The 16,579-nt window shown below is 66.3% G+C and carries 17 protein-coding genes; 9 read left to right on the top strand and 8 right to left on the bottom strand.

Annotated elements, in window-relative coordinates; all coding sequences use genetic code 11:
• Positions 1-232: 232 nt before the first annotated feature.
• Positions 233-1,360: an S-(hydroxymethyl)glutathione dehydrogenase/class III alcohol dehydrogenase gene (locus DB30_RS13730; RefSeq protein WP_052548879.1), complete on the top strand. Its 1,128-nt coding sequence runs from the start codon at positions 233-235 to the stop codon at positions 1,358-1,360.
• 88 nt (positions 1,361-1,448) lie between these two features.
• Here the strand turns inward: DB30_RS13730 and DB30_RS13725 are convergent, their stop codons facing one another.
• The 4 genes from DB30_RS13725 to DB30_RS13710 form a co-directional block, all read right to left on the bottom strand.
• Positions 1,449-2,315 (bottom strand): hypothetical protein, encoded by an 867-nt coding sequence (locus DB30_RS13725; protein ID WP_052548878.1) that lies wholly within the window; start codon positions 2,313-2,315, stop codon positions 1,449-1,451.
• A gap of 156 nt (positions 2,316-2,471) precedes the next feature.
• On the bottom strand, positions 2,472-3,617 hold the full coding sequence (locus DB30_RS13720; protein ID WP_052548877.1) for a tetratricopeptide repeat protein: 1,146 nt from the start codon (positions 3,615-3,617) through the stop codon (positions 2,472-2,474).
• A gap of 587 nt (positions 3,618-4,204) precedes the next feature.
• Entirely contained in the window at positions 4,205-4,894 is a 690-nt protein-coding gene (locus DB30_RS13715; protein WP_165703752.1) for a DUF4331 family protein, read from the bottom strand.
• A 5-nt stretch (positions 4,895-4,899) separates the two neighbouring features.
• The gene (locus tag DB30_RS13710; protein WP_052548875.1) at positions 4,900-5,514 is read right to left on the bottom strand and encodes a DUF4331 family protein; all 615 of its coding nucleotides are present in this window, start codon (positions 5,512-5,514) and stop codon (positions 4,900-4,902) included.
• 293 nt (positions 5,515-5,807) lie between these two features.
• On the opposite strand from DB30_RS13710, the gene DB30_RS13705 reads away from it, so the two are divergent.
• Entirely contained in the window at positions 5,808-6,362 is a 555-nt protein-coding gene (locus DB30_RS13705; RefSeq protein WP_052548874.1) for an RNA polymerase sigma factor, read from the top strand.
• Positions 6,355-7,044 carry a ChrR family anti-sigma-E factor gene (locus DB30_RS13700; RefSeq protein WP_052548873.1) on the top strand — a complete coding sequence of 230 codons (690 nt, stop codon included), beginning with the start codon at positions 6,355-6,357 and terminating at the stop codon, positions 7,042-7,044. The genes DB30_RS13705 and DB30_RS13700 overlap by 8 nt, the downstream gene beginning before the upstream one ends.
• A 172-nt stretch (positions 7,045-7,216) precedes the next feature.
• On the opposite strand, the gene DB30_RS13695 is transcribed toward DB30_RS13700, so the two are convergent.
• A complete protein-coding gene (locus DB30_RS13695; protein ID WP_146658757.1) occupies positions 7,217-7,864 on the bottom strand; it encodes a hypothetical protein in 648 nt (215 codons plus the stop codon).
• A 61-nt stretch (positions 7,865-7,925) separates the two neighbouring features.
• Here DB30_RS13695 and DB30_RS13690 point away from each other — a divergent pair, with 61 nt between their 5' ends.
• The 4 genes from DB30_RS13690 to rimK all read left to right on the top strand — a co-directional run bounded on the left by DB30_RS13690 (position 7,926) and on the right by rimK (position 11,817).
• Complete coding sequence (locus DB30_RS13690) at positions 7,926-9,464, top strand: sigma-54 dependent transcriptional regulator (RefSeq protein WP_052548871.1); 1,539 nt, start codon at positions 7,926-7,928, stop codon at positions 9,462-9,464.
• A gap of 198 nt (positions 9,465-9,662) precedes the next feature.
• Complete coding sequence (locus tag DB30_RS13685) at positions 9,663-10,214, top strand: RNA polymerase sigma factor (protein ID WP_052548870.1); 552 nt, start codon at positions 9,663-9,665, stop codon at positions 10,212-10,214.
• A 70-nt stretch (positions 10,215-10,284) separates the two neighbouring features.
• On the top strand, positions 10,285-10,680 hold the full coding sequence (locus DB30_RS13680; RefSeq protein ID WP_146658754.1) for a hypothetical protein: 396 nt from the start codon (positions 10,285-10,287) through the stop codon (positions 10,678-10,680).
• Positions 10,681-10,908: 228 nt separating this feature from the next.
• The gene (gene rimK / locus DB30_RS13675; RefSeq protein WP_052548868.1) at positions 10,909-11,817 is read left to right on the top strand and encodes a 30S ribosomal protein S6--L-glutamate ligase; all 909 of its coding nucleotides are present in this window, start codon (positions 10,909-10,911) and stop codon (positions 11,815-11,817) included.
• Positions 11,818-11,890: 73 nt separating this feature from the next.
• On the opposite strand, the gene DB30_RS13670 is transcribed toward rimK, so the two are convergent.
• Both DB30_RS13670 and DB30_RS13665 read right to left on the bottom strand, forming a co-directional pair.
• Positions 11,891-13,009: an aromatic ring-hydroxylating oxygenase subunit alpha gene (locus DB30_RS13670; RefSeq protein ID WP_052548867.1), complete on the bottom strand. Its 1,119-nt coding sequence runs from the start codon at positions 13,007-13,009 to the stop codon at positions 11,891-11,893.
• Positions 13,010-13,014: 5 nt separating this feature from the next.
• Positions 13,015-14,121, bottom strand: coding sequence for an NAD-dependent epimerase/dehydratase family protein (locus DB30_RS13665; RefSeq protein ID WP_052548866.1), 1,107 nt, complete (start codon positions 14,119-14,121; stop codon positions 13,015-13,017).
• Positions 14,122-14,268: 147 nt separating this feature from the next.
• Between DB30_RS13665 and DB30_RS13660 the strand changes: the two genes are divergently transcribed.
• Positions 14,269-14,559, top strand: a complete 291-nt coding sequence (locus DB30_RS13660; RefSeq protein WP_146658752.1) for a hypothetical protein — start codon at positions 14,269-14,271, stop codon at positions 14,557-14,559.
• 373 nt (positions 14,560-14,932) lie between these two features.
• The gene (locus DB30_RS13655) at positions 14,933-16,219 is read left to right on the top strand and encodes a CotH kinase family protein (RefSeq protein ID WP_052548865.1); all 1,287 of its coding nucleotides are present in this window, start codon (positions 14,933-14,935) and stop codon (positions 16,217-16,219) included.
• A 199-nt stretch (positions 16,220-16,418) separates the two neighbouring features.
• Here DB30_RS13655 and DB30_RS13650 read toward each other — a convergent pair whose 3' ends face one another.
• Positions 16,419-16,577: a hypothetical protein gene (locus DB30_RS13650; protein WP_153258317.1), complete on the bottom strand. Its 159-nt coding sequence runs from the start codon at positions 16,575-16,577 to the stop codon at positions 16,419-16,421.
• Positions 16,578-16,579: the final 2 nt, after the last annotated feature.

Genomic DNA, 16,579 nt, shown 5'->3' with positions numbered 1-16,579 from the left:
TGTGGGGCACTAGTGTCCACCTGTAGTCCGGGGACGTGGGCCCCGCGCTGACTGTGCTCTCATGCACACCGGGTGACGAAGCTCGCCAAGCCAGCTAGTACGCACACGCGCGGCGGCAATTCGGAGCATCGGCCACCTCGAGCGCAACATGGCGTAGTCTTCCACGCGTCGTCAGCCTCCAGGCAGGCGAGTCCTCGCGCACGCCAGCGCGCTTCACCAGGAGAACGAATCAATGACCGAGACGATCAAATCCAAAGCCGCGATAGCCTGGGCGCCAGGCAAACCTCTGACCGTGGAGGAGATTGACGTGATGGCTCCGCAACAAGGCGAGGTCCGCGTGCGTGTCGTCGCGACCGGTGTGTGCCACACGGATGCGTTCACGCTCTCCGGTGACGACCCCGAGGGCATCTTCCCCGCGGTTCTGGGCCACGAAGGTGGCGCGATCGTCGAGTCCATTGGCGCCGGCGTCACCAGCGTCGCCGTCGGTGATCACGTGATTCCGCTCTACACGCCTGAGTGTCGTGAATGCAAGTTCTGTCTTTCTGGAAAGACCAACCTCTGCCAGAAAATTCGTGCGACCCAAGGCAAGGGCCTGATGCCCGACGGGACCACCCGCTTCTCCCATGACGGCAAGCCGATCTTCCACTACATGGGCTGCTCGACGTTCTCGGAGTACACGGTGCTGCCAGAGATCTCGCTTGCCAAGGTCAACCCCGAAGCGTCGCTCAAAGAGGTCTGCCTGCTGGGCTGTGGGGTGACCACGGGTATTGGTGCGGTGATCAACACCGCCAAGGTGGAAGCGGGCGCCACCGTCGCGATCTTCGGCATGGGGGGCATCGGTCTGTCGGCCGTTATCGGCGCCACGATGGCCAAAGCCAAGCGGATCATTGCCATCGACCTCAATGAGAGCAAGTTCGACCTGGCCCGCAAGCTGGGTGCGACGGACTTCATCAACCCCTCGAAGTACGACAAGCCGATTCAAGACGTGATCGTCGAGATGACCGATGGGGGCGTCGACTACTCCTTCGAGTGCATCGGCAACGTCAACGTCATGCGCTCCGCGCTCGAGTGCTGTCACAAAGGTTGGGGGGAGTCCGTCATTATCGGTGTGGCCGGTGCGGGGCAAGAAATTTCAACTCGGCCGTTTCAGCTCGTCACGGGGCGAGTCTGGCGCGGGTCCGCCTTCGGTGGCGTCAGGGGCCGGACTGAGCTGCCGACCTATGTTGAGCGCTACCTAAAGGGCGAGTTCAAGCTGGACCACTTCATCACGCACACGATGGGGCTCAACGACATCAACAAGGCGTTTGACCTGATGCACGAGGGGAAGAGCATCCGCTCCGTCATCCACTACGATCAGTAGCCCAATGCTCAGGTGCTGGGCGAGGCGAGCAGGCGGGCGTGACGGTCTTGCTCGCCTCGTACATTCCACGCGCCGAGCGTTGGTGCTGTCAGTGTGTCCCGGTACACAACGCGATCCCCGTGCGACGCCGCTCCACCGTCACGAGCTCGCCAGCCTCGACGATCGTCTCGAACAGCGAGTACCCCGGACGCGACGGGTCCAGCCCCCGCTTGCGCAGCTCATCGAGCGCCCCAGCGCTCAGCTCCTGAGCGTAGATCTTGCGCTCGAGTCGCAGATACGGCCGCCCCGACACCGCAACGCCATCGATCGAGAGCCCCGCGGCGCTGCGTTGCTCGAGCAGCGTCCAGCTCCACGGGTCGGCGTCGGTGTCAATGTCGTGGCGAACACCAATTTCGTACCCAACGCACACACGCCCTGACAGCGGCGCCCGAAGACGCTCGTCGGCGCCCACGCGCCCCTCGAGTCGCGCCCTGACGCGACCGCGCGGGACCGGCTCGTGAGACCACGAGTTGGCGAACCGAGCCCGGCGGCCCGACACAAACTCCGCGTAGGCCGAGTGCAGCATCACCGCGGCCGTGCCCCCCATCAAAGGCAACATCATCCAGGCGGCAATATTGTCGAAAGTGAGCGCTCCGACCCCGACCCAGACCGCCAAGCTCACCAGCTTGACCAACCCGCTGCGACGAGCGCCTCGGGTAGATTGCCGGGACTCATCCTGCACGATGAGGGCCTCGACGACGCCGCCCTCGCGGAGGTTGGCCCAGGTGCCTGTCGCTCCGCAGCCCTCACAGGCCGGCGCAGGTCGGCGGTCCAATGGACGTTCGTCCGGCTGTGTTCGGTAGCTGTCCCGGCCGGTCTCGGTCACCCAGGTGGCGACCTGAAAGCCACACTCCGTGCACTGCCAGTGGCAGTCGAAGCTGGCCGAGTCCGTGAATGAGCGGCTCGAGATCGGCATTTTTCCATGCGCGCGACCACCAGCTGCCATTCCACGTCCGAGTCTTGCGATAGCTTGTCCAGCGGCGAGTGCGGCTCCGGGCATGCCGCGCACGACTACGCAGCTCTGAGCGCTATTCCGGCGGCTGGTCAGCGATCGTTGGACGCGTCCGTCACCTCACTCGGGACACTGCAACGGCGCCATTGCGCAGAGCTGTTCACGGGCAGCCACCGCGACCGGGGCGTCGAGTTGATCGCTGGCCGCGTAGGCCTCATGGATCGCGCTGAGCGTGTTGGCGGTTCGCCACGCGTCGGTGTCCAGCGTCTGCGCCTCGGCGAGCGCGTCCGCGTTGCGATGATCGGCAAGGTAGGCGCGGATCAGCTCGGCACGCGCGTCGCCGTTGGGTCGCAGCGCGAGGTTCGCCTGGGCGATCTCGACCGCCCGCGCTGAGGGGCCAAACTCAATGTAGTGACCCAGCGCGTGGCCGTAGGCGAGCTCGGGATGCGCAGCGAGCTGGGCTTCGTAGGCCTGCGTCGCCGCCTCGATCCACGGGTTGGCCTCCGCCGGATCACCTGCCGCGATGTGCAGCCCGGCCACGGCGTCCATGAACTCGGGGTTGCCCGTGCGGTCAATGATGTCGAGGTACAGCCCGAGCGACTCGGCGTGCCGCCCCTGCAGCGCCCAGACCTCTGCGATGTGTTCCTCGACCAGGTAGTAGCCCGACAGCTCGGCGTTGGCGTCCATGAAGTGGACCAGCGCCGCGTCGTGGTCGGCCCGCTCGAGCTCCATGATCCCGAGCTGCAGGTGAAACCACGCTCGGACGCTGGGGTCGAGCCCGTGGTAGCGAGACAGCCCCTCGAGGTAGAGGGCTTCAGCGCCAGCGTAGTCACCTCGGCGCCAGCGGATCTGCGCGCTGCGTGCCGCCGTCGTCGGTGTGGGGTCGAGCGCCTCGGCCATGTCCGCGAGCTCGCTCGCAAGGTCGAGATCCCCTGCTTGCAAGCTCAGCTCACCCCGGAGGCCATGGATTGACGCCCGCATGGGATCGTCGATGATCACCCGCTGCTCGGCGGCGTCGAGGGCATCGAGCGCGAGCGCGAAGCGATGCAGCGAAAAGTCGATGTGGGCCCGCGTCAGCCACGGCCCAGAGCCAAGCGGAGCCAACGCAAAGGCCGAGGCCACAGACGCGTCGGCGTTGGCGTAGTCCGCCAGCCCCCCCGTCAGCCGACCCCGCGTGGCCTGGGCGCTAGCGAGGATCTCGATCGTGATCCAGCTCTTGGGCTTAGCCTGGATCTGATCGTGAAGATTGAGAATCGAGGCGTCCAAGTCAGCAAGGACCTCCGCATGAATCGCCTGCCCAACCGGAAGGCTGTAGGCAGCAGGCGCCAGAGATTGCGAAGCACCGACCTCCCCCGCCCCATCGTCGAGGCAGGCGAAGGTCGAAAGACTCAGGGTGACCAACAAGGTCGCTGATAGGGCGCGAGGTAACATCGGCATGACAGATCTCCAACGAGGTCGAGAAACGAAGCGGCTACAGTCGGCGAAGTGCGAAGGCGTATGTGGGGGTCATAAGGAGCCCCTTCCAGGGGGCCACACATACCCCCGCGCACAAACGCCCCCGAGGAGCGAAGCGACTGCAGTCGGCGAAGTGCCGAAAGACGTCCGCCGAAGCCACCCGAGCCCCCTTCGAGGGGGCCACACATACGCCCGCGCACAAACGCCCCCGAGGAGCGAAGCGACCAGACGCGAAGCGGCTGCAGTCGGCGAAGTGCGAAGGCGTATGTGGGGGTCATAAGGAGCCCCTTTCAGGGGGCCACACATACGCCCGCGCACAAACGCCCCCGAGGAGCGAAGCGACCAGACGCGAAGCGGCTGCAGTCGGCGAAGTGCGAAGGCGTATGTGGGGGTCATAACTAGTTCGGTTCGGCGACGTAGGGGAAGGACCCCAGGAACGGGACGTCGTTGGCCATTGGGTTGACGCCGACGAGCGCGGTGGCCTCGTGGACCGCGAGATCCAGGAGCACGACCGCCAAGGTCACGTCCATGACTGGATCGGCGAGCCGGCGACCATTCGGGAACCCAGCCGGGCTCGCCAGTTCGAGCTTGAGCGTGTCGGGGATCACCAGCGGCCCGCCTTGTGCGACGCAGTCGTCGACGGCACAGGGCGTGAGGTTCAGGCCCATGAGGTCGTCGTCGAGCGCGCCGTGAAGGACCTCGAGGCTCGCGACGATCTCCGACACGTAGGTCCCCGCGATGTCCCCTTCCGGGTTGTCCGCGTTGTAGGCGTCCTTCGAGGAGATGACCGCCGTGTTGATCGCGGGCATGCCCATGCGATCGATCTGGTTGGTGTAGTCGGCAGCCGGAGACCCGTCGAACACGAAGGCGTCCCCGTCTCCGTCTCCGTCCCCGTCGCCCGTGGGATCGCCGTCTCCGTCCCCGTCCCCGTCGCCGTCGCCGTCCCCGTCGCCGTCGCCGGCCGTCTCCCCGGTCTCGGTAGAGGTTCCGGCGCCGTCATCGTTGCAGCCGCTCGCGAACAAGCTCAGGCTCAGCGCGGCCGCGCAAGACAGCGAAAGGATGTTGTTGTGATTCAATGCGATGGTCATGACGTTCATCCTTTGCGGGCGGCAGTGGCCCAGATGCTCAGATTGGTGGCGCCATCGGCGATTCCAGCGATGTCGGCCTCGATCACGATCGAGGTCACGTTGGTGCCAGCGAAGGTGTCGTTGCTGGCGTCGAAGCTGAGCGTCCCCGTGTCCAGGGTGGCGAGGAAGCCGTCGAGGTCGAAGAAGAAGGGATCTTCGCGCGGACCCGCGAACACGAGCGCGCCGCCATCGCTGGTCAGGGTCTCGTTGACGGGACCTTCAACCGGCTCCTCACCGGGCAGACCCGCGACCTGCACACCCCACGCGCCCGCGCCGTTTTGGCCGAAGCGAACCCAGATGTCGTGATCCGAGATGCCGTCGCCGTCGCGGTCGATTCGGACGCCGTAGAGCACGTCTGCGTCGTAGGTACCTGGGCTGCCGGCGCCGCCGAGGCCAGCAAAGTTGACGATCATCACCAGGCGATCGTCCTCGGTGTGCCAGGCGTACAGATCCGAGATGTCTGCGGCTGGGTCTGCGCCTGCGAGGGGCGAGTCAGCGTGGTCGGCACCGTTGGCGGCGCCAGGGGTCAGAGCGAATGCGAGCAGCGCAACACCCAGTAAAGGCTTGATGGTTCGTTTCATGGTTCGGCTCATGGTCAGGGTTCCCGCGGTCCGCGGTCCCAGGTCTACGAAGCGCCCCGCTGGCTGGATCACGGATGAGCAATATTTTTTTGCCGACGCCCCCGCCCACAACCTGCTTGCAGGCTGTGAGTTGTGGGCCGCGTGATCCAACCGCGGCGTTGCGACGTAGTGGTGCTGTGCGTCGGGCCACACACGATTCGCTGCCCGACCACCAGCGGGCGACCACCGTCGCGCGAGGATCTCGACTGCTAGCAGCCCGTGTCGTGCCCGTGCTAGCGTGCCGCCCCACGCCCATGGACGACACCGCGTTGCTCGAGGCTATCGCGCAAGCCCGCGACACCGACGCGTTCGCCGAGCTTTGCCGCCGCTACACCGGCCGCCTGTGCAGCTTTGTGCGGGGCCGTGGTCTCGACGACGCAGAGTCCGTGGTCCAGGACGTGATGCTCACGATCTGGCGGCGCGCGGGCACCTTTGATCCAACCCGCGCCGCACCAGCAACATGGATCTTCACGATCACGCGCAACCGCTCGACGGATCTGCTGCGCAAGCGCCAACGTCCCACGCCCGATCCCCGCGACCCTGCGTTCGTCACGACGCAGGCCACAACGAGCACGCCGGCCCCGGACAAAGCCGCGGAGCAAAGCCGCCAGCTCGCGGCGATCGAGCGCGCGATGGACGAGCTTCCAAACGACCAGCGAGAGCTGCTGGCCCTGGTCTATATTCAGGGGACCACGATCGCCGAGGCGGCGAAGGCCCTGCAGATCCCCCTGGGCACCGCCAAGTCCCGCATTCGCCTCGCGCTCGCCAGCGTTCGCACTCACCTGTCTTTGGAGCACTCTCATGGTTGAGCATCATTTGCCGGACGAAGTGTTGCTCGAGTATGCGGCCGGCGCTGCGGACCCAGGCCACGCGCTGATCGTCGCGTGTCACTTGACCTTGTGCCCAACCTGTCGCCAGACGGTCGCCAGCTACGAGGCGCTCGGGGCCGCGCTCACGGGGGTGAGCACGGCGATCTCCACACCCACCGCCAACGAAGACACGCTCGTCGCCCGCATCATGGCAGGCGTCGACCCAACCTTGCCCAGCGAGACCGAGACCGTCGAGCTCCCATCCACGGACCCGCCCGCGTCACCACATGACGCCGTGTTCCCGTGGCCCTTGCAGCAGATCATAGGTCCGTTCAAGCGCTTGGCGTGGCGCCGCCGCTTGCCGGGGCTTCGCACCTTCGACGTCGCCATCTCCGGCGCGCGCACTGTGATCCGCATGATCGAGGCTGGCCCGGGCATGAAGGTTGTCGGCCACGGGCACACAGGTCTCGAATTGGATCTCGTGCTCGCGGGCGGGCTCGAGGATCTCACGCGTGGCGGCGAATTCGAGCGCGGCGACATCCAGCGCGCGGACGCAGACGTCACCCACACGCTCGAGGTGCTCCCCGGTGAGCCGTGTCTGCTGTTGACGGTCAACGAAGGTCCGTTCGTCCCGGACGGGCTGTACTCGCGCTTGGTCTATCGCTACCTCGGCTGGTCCTAGGTATTATTGACCCCCACAGCGACCTTGGACTTCGCCGACTGCAGCCGCTAGCGCGTCTGGTCGCTTCGCTCCTCGGAGCCGTTTGTTCGCATCCGCATGTGTGGCCCCCTAGAAGGGGGCTCTCAACGTATTTCCGGGGTCCATGGGACGCACGACGTGCGGAAAAATCTAGCTAGAGTTCAACGCTCACGAGCCCAGCGTTGCGCTGGGGCGCGCGGCTCGAGCCCGCTTCGACCAGGGCCTCGGCCGACATCCAGCGGGCCTGCTCGCCGTATTGCACGATGAATTCCAGCACCCCACCAAGCGCCAACAACAAGCGATCCCCCCCGCGCCGCTCGAATGTCACGATCGTCGGGTTGACCTCCAGCGCCGGGCCCAAGAGCAACGCCTGGCCGCAGGCCAGCGCGCGCGGCCCCTCGCCAGCGTGGGCGAGGAATCCAACACAGTCCCCAACGATCCCGACCACCGCCCGGCGATACCCCAGCGCCAGCACGGCCAAGCTGCTCGACATGCCCCGATACGCGCGCTGCTGCGACCGCAAGCTGTGCAGCTCGAGCGCCGCGGCGTCGAACAGCTCTTGGATCCCCGCGGCGTCGTTGCGCCAGCTCGCCGCGCTCGACCGGGCGCGCACGACGGCCCGCAGCGTCGCGGCGGCCGCAGCCTCGGCGGCCGGGCCTTGGCCGTGGCCTTCGGCCAGCGCATAGAGTCGCAGCTCGTCATCCGCGAACGCGTGGCAGCTCGAGCCTGGCCCGATCCGAGCGCGGGCTAGGGCGGCGCTAGGGCCCTCGCTCCGCCGCGAGTTTTCGCCGACGTGGTGCATCGAGTCTTGGCTTTGAGCCACGCAGACAGCTGAAGGGTTCAGCGCGCTATCATCCGCCCGAATGCTGTTCCGTCTGCTCGTCGCCACGGACCGTCGCCCGCTCGCCAAGCGCCTGAGCGCGCTCGTTGGCATGCAGGACGTGCTGGTCCGCGCGGTCGAGCTCGACAAAGGCATCGTCGAATTCGTGCGCAAGAACCGCTACGACGCGGTGGTGCTGGGCTGCCGCTCGTTCTCGGGCGTCGCCGCGCTGGTTGGCGCGCTGCGGGGCTCGAGCACCCCGCCAGAAGTCGTGATCGTCACCGAGAGCCACGATGTGCAGAGCAGCGCGGCCATCCTCGCGGCGGGCGGACTGGGCGTGCTCACCACCGACTTTGGTGACGACGAGCTGCGGACCGCGTTCGAGACGCTGATCGAGCGGGCCCGCACGCTGCGTGAGGCGGCGAGCGAGCTCGCGCAGAGCAACCGCCTGGGAACAGAATCGGCCGATGACCTCGCCGATGACCTGGTCGCGGATTTGGTCGCGGCCAGCCCGGCCATGCGGCGAGCGATCGAGGTCGCCAAGCGTGCTGCGATCGCCGAGAGCACCGTGCTGCTGCTTGGCGAGACCGGCGTGGGAAAAGAGCGAATCGCCCAGCTCGTCCACGCCCAGAGCCCGCGAGCCAGCGCGCCCTTCATTGCGATCAACTGCGCGGCGATCCCCGCGGAGCTGGTCGAGAGCGAGCTGTTTGGCCATGAGCGCGGCGCGTTCACGGGCGCCCACCAGGCCCGGCGCGGTCACTTCGAGCGCGCCCACGGCGGCACCTTGTTCCTGGACGAGGTCGCCGAGCTCCCCGTCGCCGCGCAGGCCAAATTGCTGCGGGTGATCGAGGATCGGCAGCTGCGGCCGCTTGGCTCGGACAAGCTGATCCCCATCGACGTCCGGTTGATCGCCGCGACCAACCGCGATCTAGAAGTCGAGATCGACGCTGGCCGGTTTCGCTCCGATCTCTATTACCGCCTGGGCGTGATCGAGCTCGAGCTCCCGCCCCTGCGCGAGCGAATCGAGGATCTGAGCTGCCTGCTCGATCGCGAGCTGGCCCGGTTCAACCTCGCGCTGGGCCGCAAGCTCCGCGGGTTCACGCCGCCCGCTCGGCGGGCGCTCGAGGGCTACGCCTGGCCGGGCAACATCCGCGAGCTGATCAACGTGATCGAGCGGGCCGTGCTCTTGTGTCTTGGCGACGAGATCAGCCTCGAGGACCTGCCCCGGTCCGTCGCGCGCTCGCAGGATCCAAAGCCAGGCCCTGCCCATCCGCCGCTGCTCCCATCGACCCCGCCCGACCAACAACAGCTGGGGCAGCTCGCGCAGCTCGAGCTGCCCGAGGCGTGGCTGGAGCTGCCCTGGCGAGAAGTCCGCGACGCGCTCCTGCGCGACGGTGAGCGCATCTATCTGACCCATCTGCTCACGCGAACGCGCGGGCGGATCGGCCTGACAGCGCAACACGCTGGGCTCGCGGAGCGGTCCTTGTTCGAGAAGATGCGGCGCCACGGCCTGCGCAAAGAAGACTTTCGCAGCGGCACCGAGGACCACGGCGACGCGCCCGCGGATCCAACTGAGGACTAAATCGGAGCTCGAGAATCCGATCGGATCTTCGTCGCATCAGCTTCGGATCTCCCAGCTCCGATTTTTTGCCGCTGCGCGAGAGATGTTCGCCGCAGTCCAACGCTCCAGTCCGCCGACGCGCCCTCCAACCGGGCGAGAAGCCTTACCCAAGCTGACTTCAGTCGTGCTCGGCACGGGCCATGCACTGCGTTCGCAAAGATGCACACCGCCGCCTCACCGGGTTCGCTCCCGGAGCTGCTTCGCAGCCACCAGCCCCGGCTCCGGGCGATCTGTCGACGCATGTGTGGGCCCGAGGACGACCCCGACGACGTGTTGCAAGACACCTACGTCGAGATCGTCCGGCACCTCGCTGGGTTTCGCGGCGACTCTTCGTTCATGACCTGGGCGACCGCCGTCGCCCGCAGCCAGCTCAACCGCCACCGCCGAAGGCACCGCCGTCACGCGCTGCGCGACGACGCGATCGACACCGCCTCGCGCAGCTATCCGACGCTCCTCGGCCGTAGCGAACGCGAGCCGGAGCTGCAGGTCTGCGCCGACTCGCTGCGCACCTCGCTGCTCGCTGCGCTCGCCGACCTCGCCGACCTCGACCGCGAGGTGTTTGTGCTGCGCGAGCTCGAGGGCATGACCGCCCCGGAGGTCGCTAGCGCGTTGGAGCTCTCGGTGCCAGCGGTCAAGTCTCGCCTGCATCGCGCGCGTCGCAGCCTACGCGCAAATTTGGACGATGACCCCAGGGTTGTCGAATTGCGTTGACTCTGATCCCTCGCTTGGATGTGCTCCCTTTCAGACGCGCGGGGGCTCGGATCCCCAGAGAGGTTTCACCATGCCACAAGACAACATCACCCCAGTCGCAGAACGGTCACTCGGTGGCGGACCCGCTTCGGTGGGACACGATCGGCAAGAGGAGCTTCGCTCGTTGCTTGGTCGCTTCGCGGAGCACCACGGTCGAAACCTCCTCGCTCGCAAGCGCCGTCAGCTCGACGAGCTCATGGACATGTTGTTCGAGCACTTCGAGGAGTACGGGGTCGAGTCCGTCTCGCCGGGGCCAGGGTCTAGGTTCACGCGAGGCGCCGTATCCGCCGGCTGGCTGGTCGATCGTCTCGAGGCGTTTGAAGACGGCGATCTCGCCGACGCGGCCGCCGACGACAAAGACATGTTACGGTTTGCGGAGACAACCCTCCGGGCGCTCGCTCGCTGGCTTCCGCGCGCGCTCGCGTGAGTCGGGCTGCGTCGGTGTCAGCTCGGGCGAGGGCTCCTCGCCCGCTTGCGGACGCGTTCCCTGGACTGGTTCACCGTCGGCAGCGAGCTAGCCTCAGCTCGGGTGAGAGCGTCTCCCCCGCTTGCGGACGCATTCGGAGGCTGGTTCACTGTCCGCACCAAAGTCTTCGAGTCATTGGGTCGCCAGCCGGATCGAGCGTCAGTTCGGCGGCAGCCCCCGAGAATCTTCATGAAGTTCATCCTGCTCTCCCAGAATCCGCGCCTGTACTCCACCAACCGCATGCTGGAGGCCGCGCAGGCGCAAGGCCACGAGATCGAGCTCGTCGACTTCCGGCGCTGCTGCGCCAGCCTCGAGCCAGAGAACCCCCGCGTATTGCTTGGCGATCACGTGCTCACCGGCATCGACGCCGTGATCGGGCGGATCGGCGCGACGTCCAGCATGTACGGGGCCGCGATCGTGCGGCAGTTCGAGATGCAGGACATCTTGTGCGTCAACGGATCGCAGGCGATCGCCCGCTCGCGCGACAAGCTGCGCGCGCTGCAGATCCTGACGCGCAAGGGCCTGGGCTTGCCACGGACCGCCGCCGCCGCCCACCCCGACGACGTCGACCGCCTGCTCAAGGCCGTTGGCGAGCCGCCCTATGTCATCAAGCTGGTCGAGGGCACCCAGGGTCTCGGCGTGATCAAGGTTGATACATTCTTGGCAGCCCGCTCGGTCGTAGAGGCGTTCCACGGGTTGTCGGCCAACATTTTGGTTCAAGAATTCATCGCCGAGGCGGCGGGCTCGGATCTGCGCTGCTTTGTCGTGGGTGACAAGGTCATTGCAGCCATGCGCCGACAGGGCGCCCCGGGTGAATTCCGGTCTAACCTGCATCGTGGTGGCCACGCCGCGGGCGCCGAGCTCTCGCCCGTCGAGCGCAAGACCGCGATCGCGGCGGCCAAGGCGATGGGGCTGCGGGTCGCTGGCGTCGATATGCTGCAATCAAACCGCGGGCCGTTGATCATGGAAGTCAATTCGTCGCCGGGGCTCGAGGGGATCGAGACGGCTACGGGTATCGATGTGGCGGGGGAGATCATTCGCTACATTGAAAAGCACGCACCGAAGGGGCACCGCGGCGACCGCTCGACCGCGCACTAGTGCCGAACCAAGCGCTGCGCGAGCCACCCATGCAGGTGGCGAGCTGCGAAGCTCCACGGAGGTCACGGACCCGTCACGACCCGCTGGGCATGACCGGCAAGCGCCGCTGGGTCTGCTGCGAGCCCCGCTCGGCCAGGTACTCCTCCCACTTGCGGATCGTCAGCTTCTGAAACTCGTGGACGGCCGGGCTGAGCTCGGCGACCGGCGCGTCGTAGTGACGTTCGTACCCGGCCTGCTCGGCCTCGACGGCCGCGCCGTCCTCTTCGAGCAGCGGCCGCATCAGCACGCGGTTGGCGATCTCGAGGATCGGGACCATCAGCCGTCGCGGGATCCCAACCGGCAAGAACGGGATCTTGAGCTGCTTGTAATAAAACAAGAAGAACGCCCGCGTGGTCCGCTCGTCGATCGGCAGCACACAGCACCAATGCTTGATCCAATCATCAGTATTCGACCACTGATGCGGGTATTCATAGCAGAGCTTCATGTGGCTGGTGTCCGCGGACGCGCGCGGGATGAAGCTGCTATACAGCTTTCCGGCGGCGACCTCGGTGTCGTATTCAACGAACACCTTGTCACCCTCGACCTCGAGGTGGGTCAGCCGCGGGTTCTTGAACGGCTCGTACTTGCGGTGCAGGTACTCGTGGGTGAAGTCCGACACATTGTCGATGATCATCGAGTGGTGGGCGTTCCACGTAAAGTCAACCGGCACGCACGCCCACGCGTTGGGGCCTTCGATCTCGGGGATCTCGGGCATGGGCACGCTCGCGGCCCGCTCGCGGTCGCCTGGGAACAGCCAGATCAAGCCATAGCGCTCGCGGACCTCGAAGTCGGGCAGGCGAATGTTGGGCATGTTCTTGTCGAACAGCTCGTGGGGGATGTCGACCAGGCGCCCGTCGCCGTCAAACGACCACCCGTGATACGGGCACACGACCTGGCAGCCGCGGACCTCGCCGCCGGTCAGCTTGAGCTGGCGGTGGGCGCAGCGGTTCTCGATCGCCCGCAGCTGTCCATCCTGGCCGCGAAACAGGGCAAACTCTTTGCCCCAAAAGGTGACCTCGATGATCTTGCCAGGCTTGACGGCGCCAACGTATTCGACCGGGTACCAAAAATTGGGGTTCATGCCGGCCGCGCGAACCTTCTGGCGGCGGTTCTTGGCGTCGGCGAAGCTGGGGATGCGAACTTTGGTAGACATGGCGATTACTCGGCGGCTTCGGTCGCGGGCACGGTCACGCGGGCGTCACGCTTGATCATGCCCTCGCGCACAAAGAACTCGTATGCGTCGGTCATGGCCTCGCGCATGCTGGTTGGGCGAAACCCGAGCTCGCGCCGGGCCTTGCTGGTGTCGACGTGGCGGCGGGCCTTGAGCACCGCGATCGAGCCGGGCGTGAGCCGCTGCGACGCCTTCGGAAAGAAGCGCGCGAGCGTGCCCGAGTAGACCGCGGCGACGGCCCCAACGAGATCGATCGGGATCTCGGTCAGCTCGCGCTTGACCCCGGCGACCTCGCGGAAGGTGCCAAATAGCTGGCTGATCGTCATGAATTCAGTGGCGAACAGGTACTTTTGGCCCTTGCGGCCGTACTCCATCGCGCGCATGTGGCCATCGGCGATGTCGACCCCGCGCACCCACGTGAAGCCACCTTCAACGTACGCGCGCAGCTTGCCATTGGCGAGATCACACAAGGTCCCGCCCATCCGCGAAGGCAGGTAGTCCCAGGCGCCAATGCAGCCACACGATGTCGCGATCACGGCGTCGAGGCCCTCGGCCGCGGCCTTGAGCACCTCGTGCTCGGCCAGCGCCTTGGTGTGTGCGTAGGGCATGGTGTGCCCAAACGGATAGAATGGCAGGGTCTCGTCGCTGGGCTTGCTTGGATCATCGAGGTCGAAGCCGGTCGCCGAGAATGACCCGGTCATCACCACCCGGCCGACCCCCGCGTCAAGGCACGCGCGCAGGATGTCGCGGGTCCCGATCACGTTGATCTGATAGAGCGCGCGCTGCTCGGCCGGGGTCGCGGTCGCGGTCGAGATCTTGGCCGCGATGTGGAACACCCGGTCGACGCCCGCGACCGCGCGGCGCAGCGACTCGGCGTCACGCAGATCGCCCTCGACCCGCTCGATCGGCAGGCCGTCGATGCTGCGGTTGTCGGCCCGGGCCTGGACCAGCGCGCGCACGTCGTGGCCATCGGCGAGCAGCCGCCGGACCACGTTGGATCCGAGGTGACCGGTCGCGCCGGTCACGAGGACCTTGCCGGCGGCGATACCCGCGGGCGAGTTGATGGGCTGATCTGTGGGTTCGGCTTCACTCATGAGCACCTCGCGCGTCGTCGCCTGGCTATCATAGGCGTGGGAGGTAGCTGCGTGCGGCGCAGCACACCCAGGCGGCGAGCGGGTACGCAGCCCGCGACGTGGCTCTGGCTGCTGGCTGGAGCGCCGCCTGCTTCACGCTGGCGCGCCTTGGCTGGCCCGCCTCGGCGCCTGCGCAGGTCTCCACCCGGTGGCCCGTGCCCAGTCAGGGCGACACGAGCGACCGCCCCGCACCAACGTCCAAACGGGAAGGCCGCATGGGAGCTCCAGTCTCGCGCGCGCGGGTCCGATCTGACGGCGACCGGCGACGACGCTGGCGGACGTGTCGCGGAGCAGCGGGCGAGCGTTCGCGCGCGGGCCGAGCAGGCTCGAGCCAACTGCGGCGCGCCTGCCCAGATCCTGCCCACCGTGCGGCGCAAGCTGGTGTTCAACCGGCGCTGAAGATGACCTCGTTTGACATCGCCAAGCTCGAGCACGTCAATGCGGCGAGCGCTCGAACCTGCGAACCTTGGCCAGCGGCCGCTCGGACTCGGCGCCCACCGCGTATTATCAGCGATGATTGGAAGCTGGTCTTCGGCATCGGCGCAGTTCTGCATATCTTGCGCATCGACAATCGCTTGCCCATCCGACCCGCGGCACCACGCTATCATGATATATAGCTTGGTCGTCCGAGCCTCGTCATGGGCTCGTTTCAATATCGGGAATTCCTGACATGCTTCCCTACAGCCGGTGTTTCACGATGAAGACAACCGCGTACTCAGCCACACGCTTCATCCAACTTCTGGGGTTCTCGTCGAGCGCCATGTTGGCATGCGTGGAACCGGCGGGCAACGTCAACGCGCTGCGTACGGGCGATGTCGAGGCGAATGTTCCACCCCAGAATCTGGGCACTGAATCCGCAGACCCCAATGAACAGATCCCCCCACCCGACGAGGAGGGCTGCCACGCGATCTTCGCGCAGGATCTATTGCCAACCTTCGAGCTGACCATTGACGATGACGTCTGGGACGATCTGGAGTGGGAGTGGGAGCACGGCGAGAAGCAAAAAGACAAGGGACTCGACCCCGATCCATATCATCCGCTCACCGAGTTCCGCTACGGTGACATCGTCATCAACGACGCCGAGATCCGCCTGCGCGGCAACCCCAAGAGCTGGGATGGCAGCCCCGACAAGCTCCAGCTCCACATTGCCTTCGACCGGGTCGACAAGAAGAATGGGCACTTCCTCGGTCTAGAGTCGCTCGCGTTCGATGCGGCGCCCGCAAATCGCAACATGTTGCGTGACCGCCTCGCGCTGTCGATCATGCGCAACATGGGCGTCATCGCGGTCTGCGCCAACCACGCCCGGATCGAGATCAACGGCGAGTACTACGGCATTTACACCAACCTCGAGAAGATCAACGAGATATACCTCGACCGCGTGTTCGAGGATCCGACCGGCGATCTGTGGGATCGACACAATTGGGAGCTGAAGACCAACAAGAAGACCGCGAACGACGATCGCATCGAGGCGCTGGCAGACGTCAAGAAGCTCGAGGATCTCGAGGCGCTCCTCGATGTCGAGCAGGCGTTGACGGTGTACGCGGCCGAGGCGATCCTGCCCGACTCCGACGGGGGGTGGGCCGGTGGCATGAATTTCTTCTTCTACGATGACCCGATGAGCGGTGTCTTCAAGCTGATCCCCTGGGATCTAGACAGCGTCTTCGACCGCTTCAACGATGGGCCGAAAGGCATGTACCCAGACAACCCCGATCCGGTGGTGTGGCACAAAAAAGAGCGGTACCACGGTCGTATATGGTACGAGCTGGCGCTCGAAGACGAAGATTGGTTCTGGAAGTACATCGAGACGATCAGGGTTCAATTCGACGCTGCGTACGGCGTGGAGGTCCTCCACGAGAAGATCGCGACCTGGACGGACCAGATTGAGGCGTCGGTGCTCGCAGATACCCACAAGCCATTCAGCAACAAGAAGTATCTGGAGGAGGTCGAGGACCTCGAGAAGTTCGTGGAAGCGCGCCACGAGTGGCTGGAGGAGTGGCTGCAATGCTGGGAAGAGGGCGGCCAGCCCGACAAGAAGGGATATTGCAAGGAAGACGACTGAGCGCGGCCAGGAGCGACGACCCGCGCTCGCGCTTCGAGCGAGACCCACGGGATCTGCCTGCGCCAGCTCGCCAAGGTCGAAGCCCCCTGCTCCGCGTCCCCTGGGTCGCCGCCGCGCGGACTCGCAGCTCAGCGGGGCGGCGGCCGGTCAAACGAGACGCCGGCTGCTCGCCCGCCAGCACCAAGGCCGACGCAGAGCCTCACGCGGCGCCCAGCGGAGGGCCCTTGTCCGCGTCCTCGAGCTTGGCGTCGTGGAGCTGGCCGTGGTGGAGCTGGCCGTCGTGGAGCTGGGCGTCGTGCCACCGCGCGCGTCGCAGCTGGGCGAGTGGGCCAACGGGCCGGCCGAGGCACGGCGACACGC

Source organism: Enhygromyxa salina (assembly GCF_000737335.2).
Classification (GTDB): Bacteria; Myxococcota_A; Polyangia; order Nannocystales; family Nannocystaceae; genus Plesiocystis; species Plesiocystis salina_C.
Note: the sequence above shows the minus strand (reverse complement) of the source record. Positions and strands in the feature narration are given on the sequence as shown.

Bases quoted from the DNA above. Each gene is read 5' to 3' on its own strand.
- DB30_RS13730 (WP_052548879.1), top strand. From the start codon at position 233: ATGACCGAGACGATCAAATCCAAAGCCGCGATAGCCTGGGCGCCAGGC.
- DB30_RS13725 (WP_052548878.1), bottom strand. From the start codon at position 2,315: ATGCCGATCTCGAGCCGCTCATTCACGGACTCGGCCAGCTTCGACTGC.
- DB30_RS13715 (WP_165703752.1), bottom strand. From the start codon at position 4,894: ATGACCATCGCATTGAATCACAACAACATCCTTTCGCTGTCTTGCGCG.
- DB30_RS13710 (WP_052548875.1), bottom strand. From the start codon at position 5,514: ATGAAACGAACCATCAAGCCTTTACTGGGTGTTGCGCTGCTCGCATTC.
- DB30_RS13705 (WP_052548874.1), top strand. From the start codon at position 5,808: ATGGACGACACCGCGTTGCTCGAGGCTATCGCGCAAGCCCGCGACACC.
- DB30_RS13700 (WP_052548873.1), top strand. From the start codon at position 6,355: ATGGTTGAGCATCATTTGCCGGACGAAGTGTTGCTCGAGTATGCGGCC.
- DB30_RS13695 (WP_146658757.1), bottom strand. From the start codon at position 7,864: ATGCACCACGTCGGCGAAAACTCGCGGCGGAGCGAGGGCCCTAGCGCC.
- DB30_RS13690 (WP_052548871.1), top strand. From the start codon at position 7,926: ATGCTGTTCCGTCTGCTCGTCGCCACGGACCGTCGCCCGCTCGCCAAG.
- DB30_RS13685 (WP_052548870.1), top strand. From the start codon at position 9,663: ATGCACACCGCCGCCTCACCGGGTTCGCTCCCGGAGCTGCTTCGCAGC.
- DB30_RS13680 (WP_146658754.1), top strand. From the start codon at position 10,285: ATGCCACAAGACAACATCACCCCAGTCGCAGAACGGTCACTCGGTGGC.
- rimK (WP_052548868.1), top strand. From the start codon at position 10,909: ATGAAGTTCATCCTGCTCTCCCAGAATCCGCGCCTGTACTCCACCAAC.
- DB30_RS13670 (WP_052548867.1), bottom strand. From the start codon at position 13,009: ATGTCTACCAAAGTTCGCATCCCCAGCTTCGCCGACGCCAAGAACCGC.
- DB30_RS13665 (WP_052548866.1), bottom strand. From the start codon at position 14,121: ATGAGTGAAGCCGAACCCACAGATCAGCCCATCAACTCGCCCGCGGGT.